The 5,836-nt window shown below is 72.4% G+C and carries 7 protein-coding genes; 4 read left to right on the forward strand and 3 right to left on the reverse strand.

The window, feature by feature from the left end; genetic code table 11:
• Positions 1-203: 203 nt before the first annotated feature.
• The 4 genes from ABZ990_RS30960 to ABZ990_RS30975 all read left to right on the forward strand — a co-directional run bounded on the left by ABZ990_RS30960 (position 204) and on the right by ABZ990_RS30975 (position 3,335).
• On the forward strand, positions 204-953 hold the full coding sequence (locus ABZ990_RS30960; RefSeq protein ID WP_361238882.1) for a class I SAM-dependent methyltransferase: 750 nt from the start codon (positions 204-206) through the stop codon (positions 951-953).
• A gap of 155 nt (positions 954-1,108) precedes the next feature.
• Positions 1,109-2,416 carry a GNAT family N-acetyltransferase gene (locus ABZ990_RS30965; RefSeq protein ID WP_361238885.1) on the forward strand — a complete coding sequence of 436 codons (1,308 nt, stop codon included), beginning with the start codon at positions 1,109-1,111 and terminating at the stop codon, positions 2,414-2,416.
• A gap of 37 nt (positions 2,417-2,453) precedes the next feature.
• Complete coding sequence (locus tag ABZ990_RS30970; protein WP_361238888.1) at positions 2,454-2,816, forward strand: hypothetical protein; 363 nt, start codon at positions 2,454-2,456, stop codon at positions 2,814-2,816.
• 3 nt (positions 2,817-2,819) lie between these two features.
• On the forward strand, positions 2,820-3,335 hold the full coding sequence (locus ABZ990_RS30975) for a pyridoxamine 5'-phosphate oxidase family protein (protein WP_361238891.1): 516 nt from the start codon (positions 2,820-2,822) through the stop codon (positions 3,333-3,335).
• Positions 3,336-3,429: 94 nt separating this feature from the next.
• Here the strand turns inward: ABZ990_RS30975 and ABZ990_RS30980 are convergent, their stop codons facing one another.
• The 3 genes from ABZ990_RS30980 to ABZ990_RS30990 all read right to left on the reverse strand — a co-directional run.
• Entirely contained in the window at positions 3,430-4,914 is a 1,485-nt protein-coding gene (locus ABZ990_RS30980) for a DEAD/DEAH box helicase (RefSeq protein WP_361238894.1), read from the reverse strand.
• Positions 4,915-5,244: 330 nt separating this feature from the next.
• A complete protein-coding gene (locus tag ABZ990_RS30985) occupies positions 5,245-5,442 on the reverse strand; it encodes a primase-helicase zinc-binding domain-containing protein (RefSeq protein WP_361238900.1) in 198 nt (65 codons plus the stop codon).
• 53 nt (positions 5,443-5,495) lie between these two features.
• A partial coding sequence (locus ABZ990_RS30990) for a DNA-directed RNA polymerase subunit alpha C-terminal domain-containing protein (protein WP_361238897.1) occupies positions 5,496-5,836 on the reverse strand: 341 nt, incomplete at its 5' end.

A 5,836-nucleotide genomic window follows, 5' to 3' on the forward strand; every position in this document is an offset into this window, starting at 1 on the left:
CGCCGAGACGGAGCGAGCGAAGCGAGCGCAGTGCACCAGACGCCGCAGGCCCCGCCCTCCGGGCGGACGGAGCTACTTTCGAAACACGCCCTAGCCCGCCTGAGCGCATTCCGGCACCGTACGGAAAGCGGGAGAATCGCGGTGGAAATCCGGTGCCTGGTCTCCGGATCTCCACCGCCACGGGGGCCGGCATCGAGGAACTCATGACCAGTCAGTTCGACCCGTTGCCCGACCTCTACGACGATTTCACCGCCACCCCGTTCCGCAGATTCCTGGAGACGCCCAGCGTGCTGGACGTGGTCGGCGATCTCCGCGGCGCCGCCGTCCTCGACCTGGGCTGCGGATCCGGCGCCTACACCCGGCTCGTCCGGCGGAACGGAGCCGCCCGCGCGACCGGCCTCGACGTCTCGCCCGGGATGATCGGCCACGCCCGGGCCCGGGAGACCGCCGCGCCGCTCGGCATCGACTACATCCTCGGCGGCGAACTCCCCGACGAACTGGCGGGCACCTTCGACCTGGTGCTGGGGGTGTACGTCCTGCCGTACGCGAGAACCCGCGCCGAACTCCGGCAGTTGTGCGCCACCGCCGCGCGCGCCCTGCGCCCGGGCGGGCGCTTCGTGACACTGCCCGTCCATCCCGGCTACCGGCCCGGCGCCGTCTCCTACGCCCGCTACGGCTTCACGCTCACGGCCACCACGCCCCCATCCGACGGCTCCCCGGTCGAGCTGCGCCTCCGCTTCGGCGGTCACGACTGGGCCGTCACCGCCCGGTACTGGAGCAGGCCCCTCCTGGAGAAGACCCTCCGGGACGCCGGCTTCGCCCCTCCCCGGTGGAACGACCCCGGGGTGGACGACGCGGGCATCGCCGCGCACGGCAGCACGTACTGGCGCGACTATCTCGCCCACCCCCACACCGCGATCATCGACTGCCGGAAGACGGAAAACGACGGATAGCGGAGGGACGGGCCGAAGGACGGCACGGTCCGCGACAGGGCTTGAACGCACCCCAACTCCCGTATACCCAAGCCGACTTCAGCAGGCCATGCGCGGATCCGGTCGTCGAGCCGCGGCATCCGCCTCGGCCACCGCACACGAGAGGGCCCACGAGGGTGAGCACCGTCTGCGGGCAACAGCCCCCGCGCAGCGGCGACATCACCGCACGAATCGCCGTGCGGACCATCGACTCCGTCGCCGCCGTCGCACCACGGCAGTGGGACGCACTCGTGGGACCGGACAACTTCTACAACAGTCACCGCTGGCTGCGCGCCCTCGAACTCGCCCACGGGGACACGGCCGTCGTGACCGTGTCCGGCGACGGCCGGCTGCTCGGTGCCCTGCCCACCTGGCCCGGCGAACGCGACGCGCCGCTGTTCCGGCTGCCCGACCTGTTCCCGGAGCTGACCGGCTCCTGGCCCGACGGCTATCTGTGGCTGGGCGCCCGGCGTTCGGTGTACAACGAACTGCTCTGCGTACGCGGCCCGTTGCGGACCCCCACCCTCACGGCGCTCATGCGGGGCGCGCTCGCCACGGCCCGGTCGCGGGGCGCGCTCGCCACGGCCCGGTCGCGGGGCGCGCTCGCCACGGCCCGGTCGCGGGGCGCGGCCGGGCTGGTCCTGCCCTATCTGACCGGGCGCGACGCGGCGGAGCTGGCCCGCACCCACCCCCGGGCACGGGTCCTGCTGCACGACGCGGACGCCAACCTCCCCGTACCGGACGGCGGGTTCGCCGCACACCTGGCCCGGATGCGCCACGGCGACCGCACCCGGCGCCGCGCGGAACTGCGCGCCTGCGAGCGGGCCGGGACCGCCGTCCGCTGGCTGCCCCTGACCGAGGAGACGATCCCCGTCGCCGCGGACCTGATCACCCAGAACCGCGCCCGCTACGGCGGCACCGCGGACCCCGGCTGGATACGGCGTTCCTTCGCCGCGCAGCACCGTTCCGGCGTGCTCGGCCAGGCCGTCGGCTGCTTCGGGTTCCGGGACGGCCGGCCGGTGGCCGTCACCGTCTGCTACACCCACCACGACCGGCTCTACGCCCGCTACTTCGGCTTCGACTACCGCCGGGCCCAACCGGCCGGCGAGTACTTCGTGCTCTCGTACTACGCCCCGCTCGACTACGCCGCCGCCCGCGGTCTGCCCCACTTACGCCTGGCCGTCTCGGCCTGGCGGCACAAGACGCGCCGGGGCGCCGTACTCTCGCCGCTCGCCGCCGTCGTGCTTCCCCTGGGCCACGAGGTGTGCACCCCCGAGCGCGCCGCCGTCTTCAACCACGCCACGGCCCGGCGGTGGCGGGCCCGGTGCGCCACCCGCCCCCAGGCCCTCGCGCCCGAGTGGGACCACTGGGAATCCATCCGGCCGACCGACCGTCCGCTCGACGGTTCCGGCGAAGACAACCCGCCTTGGCAAGAAGCGACTTGAGCAGCGGCTTCACGGCCGCCCGAACAGGAGGACCGCCATGCTCCACCTCGTCTACCGCCTGCGGCTCACCCCCGCCGCCGAAGCGGATCCGCAAGCGTTCTGGGCCTGGGCGCACGACCGTGAGAAGTGGTTCTACGACGGCCTCGACACCGTGCTCGCCACCCGCTGGACGGTGCGCACCGTCGGTACGGACGTCCACACGATCGAGCACACCGCCACGTTCGCCGACGAGGCCGCCTGGGGCCGCTACCGGCGCCAGCTGTCCGAGCGCGGCCGCGACCCGGCCTGGGAGGGCCGGCGTACCGAGCAGGGCACCTGGTGGCAGATGCTGGACGCGGCCCTGCACAGCGACCCTCCCGTTCCTCTCGGGTTCGACCGTACGCCGCGCGCGGAGCCCTGAGCCGTGACGACGACGGAGCCGACCGGGCTCGCCGAGCGCAGCCACGCCCTGCTCACGGGCGCCCGCTTCATGACGCTGGCCACCTCCGACGGCGCCTCGCCCTGGGCCTCGACCGTCAACTTTGTTGCCCTGTACGGGCCGCTGCGGCTGCTCTACTACTCCGCACGCACCGCCCGGCACTCCCTCAACGTGGCGGGCAATCCGGTGGTCTCGGGCTCGGTCTACCGGACCGGTCTGCCCGGATTCGGCCTGGACGGCGCCCAGTTCACCGGACATTGCCGCGCCGTCGGCCCGCGGGAGGTGGCGGAGCACCACCGGAGCTACTACGCGCTGAACTTCCCCGACGAGGAGACCCGACGCGCGTGGCGCCTGCCCGAGGACGATTTTCGCGGCGCGGGCGCGCGGCGGTTCTACGTGGTGGAGGTGGCGCGCTGGTGGCTCCTGGACATCGACCGCTGGCTCGTCGACAAGCACGACCAGCGGATCGCGGTACCTCTCGACGCCCTCGCCTGCGGGTGAGACCGCCCGTGCCGCATGCGCGGGGGCGGTGCGTTCGCCGTCCCCGCGCACGATCCGTCCCGGCGCGTTCGGGCCTCTCCCGTTCGGCCGGTGATCAGGCCCCGCGCCGGACCCGCGCGGCCTTGCGGGCCTCGGCGAGCTTGCGGGCCTCGGCGGACCGGCGGGATTCGCCGCCGGCGGGCCGTCCCGGGCGGCTGCCGAGTCCCCGGAAGGGGGCGTTCTCCTGCTTCGGGCGCTGCGCGGCCGGCGCGCCGCCGACGGGGACGCCGGAGGGCGTACGGGCACCGGTGATACGGCTCAGTTCGGCTTCGCCGGAGCGGACCTGGGTGATCCGCGCCCTGACGCCCGCGTCGGACATGAGGCGGATCACGTCCTTGCGCTGGTGGGGCAGGATCAGCGTGACGACGCTGCCGGACTCGCCCGCGCGGGCGGTGCGGCCGCCGCGGTGCAGATAGTCCTTGGGGTCGGTGGGCGGGTCGACGTTGACGACGAGGTCGAGATCGTCGACGTGGATGCCCCGGGCGGCGACGTTGGTGGCCACCAGCGTGGTGATGTCGCCGTTCTTGAACCGCTCCAGGGTGTGGGTGCGCTGGGGCTGCGACTTGCCGCCGTGCAGCGCGGCGGCCTTCACGCCGCTGCCCATCAGGTGCCGGGTGAACTGGTCGACGGCGTGCTTGGTGTCCAGGAACATGATCACGCGGCCCTCGCGGGCGGCGATCTCGGTGGCCGTGGCGTACTTGTCGGCGCTGTGCACCTGGAGCACGTGGTGTTCCATCGTGGTGACCGAGTGCGCCGACGGGTCGACCGAGTGGACGACCGGGTCGTGGAGATAGCGCTCGACGACCAGGTCGATGTTGCGGTCCAGCGTGGCCGAGAACAGCATGCGCTGGCCGTCGGGCCGCACCTGGTCGAGCAGTTCGGTGACCTGCGGCAGGAAGCCCATGTCCGCCATCTGGTCGGCCTCGTCCAGGACGGTGATCCGCACCCGGTCCAGCCGGCAGTCCTTGCGCTCGACGAGGTCCGTGAGGCGCCCGGGCGTCGCGACGACCACCTCGGCGCCGGTCCGCAGCTCGCCGGCCTGCCGGCCGATCGACATGCCGCCGACCACGGTCGCCAGTCGCAGCTTCAGCGCCCGCGCGTACGGGGTGAGCTCGTCGGTGACCTGCTGGGCCAGCTCGCGCGTGGGGACGAGGATCAGGGCCAGCGGCTTGCGCGCCTCGGCCCGCCGTCCGGCCGTACGGACGAGAAGCGCCAGACCGAAGGCGAGCGTCTTGCCCGAGCCGGTGCGCCCGCGCCCCAGGACGTCGCGCCCCGCGAGGGAGTTCGGCAGGGTGGCGGCCTGGATCGGGAACGGCTCGTTCAGACCGCGTCCGGTGAGCGTCTCCAGTACCGCGGCCGGCATGTCCAGTTCGCCGAAGGACGCGACGGCGGGCAGGGCCGGGGTGACGGTGGCCGGCGCCGCGAATTCCTCCTGCGAGACGGAGGGGCGGCGCCCCGCGCCACCCTCCTCCGGAGCGGCGGCGGGGGCTATCCCGCTCTGCGGGGGGAAACGATCGTCCGTGCGGTCTGAACGGCTCATGCAGAACCTTCCTCGGGCGGGGCGCGCTGCGAGGAATTCCCGGCCGGGAGAGCCGGATGAATTGCAAGAACGAGCCGGATAAAAGAACGGAAGAAGAATGAAAGAAGAACGGAAGAGGATGCAGCTGGAATACGAAACAAAAGGCTGGGGCTTGTGAAGCGCGCCCCAGCCACCCGACGGCGTGATGCCGGGCACGGGCGGGACCGCCCGGCGGCACACGATCACCGGGACATGCGAATTTCGGAAGACAACCGTATGAATTTTAGCATGCGGCACATCCGCGCCGGATTCACTCGCGACAATAAGGCGCCGGTCCGGATCGCCTTGAAATCAAGAAAAGGCCGCAGAAAACCGGAACCGGTCCGAAACCAGGGCGGAATCCGGAGCCGGGAAGGACGAATATCGCGCTTTCGTCTTCCTGGCCCCGTCACCGGCGCGGCGTTCCGCCCGGCACCACCCGGTGCCGCCCGGTGCCGCTCGGTCCCACCGGAACCGGTCGGCCCCGCCGGTACCGCTCAGCCGTGTCAGTGCTGGTCGGCCCCGTCAGTACCGCTCGGTCCCGCCCGTACCACTCGGTCCCGTCAGTACTGCTCGGTCTCGATGAAGCCCGCGTCCCCCTCGTCGTCGGCGCCGAAGGCGTCGGCGGCGGCGGTCGGGTCGAATCCGGGCGGGCTGTCCTTGAGGGCCAGGCCCATGCCGGCCAGCTTCGCCTTGACCTCGTCGATCGACTTCGCACCGAAGTTGCGGATGTCGAGCAGATCGGCCTCGGAACGCGCCACGAGCTCACCCACCGAGTGGACGCCCTCGCGCTTGAGGCAGTTGTACGAGCGGACCGTGAGCTCCAGCTCCTCGATCGGCAGCGCCAGGTCGGCGGCCAGGGCGGCGTCCGTCGGGGACGGACCCATGTCGATGCCCTCGGCGT

This window comes from Streptomyces sp. NPDC046203 (assembly GCF_040646255.1).
In the GTDB taxonomy this organism is placed as follows: Bacteria; Actinomycetota; Actinomycetes; order Streptomycetales; family Streptomycetaceae; genus Streptomyces.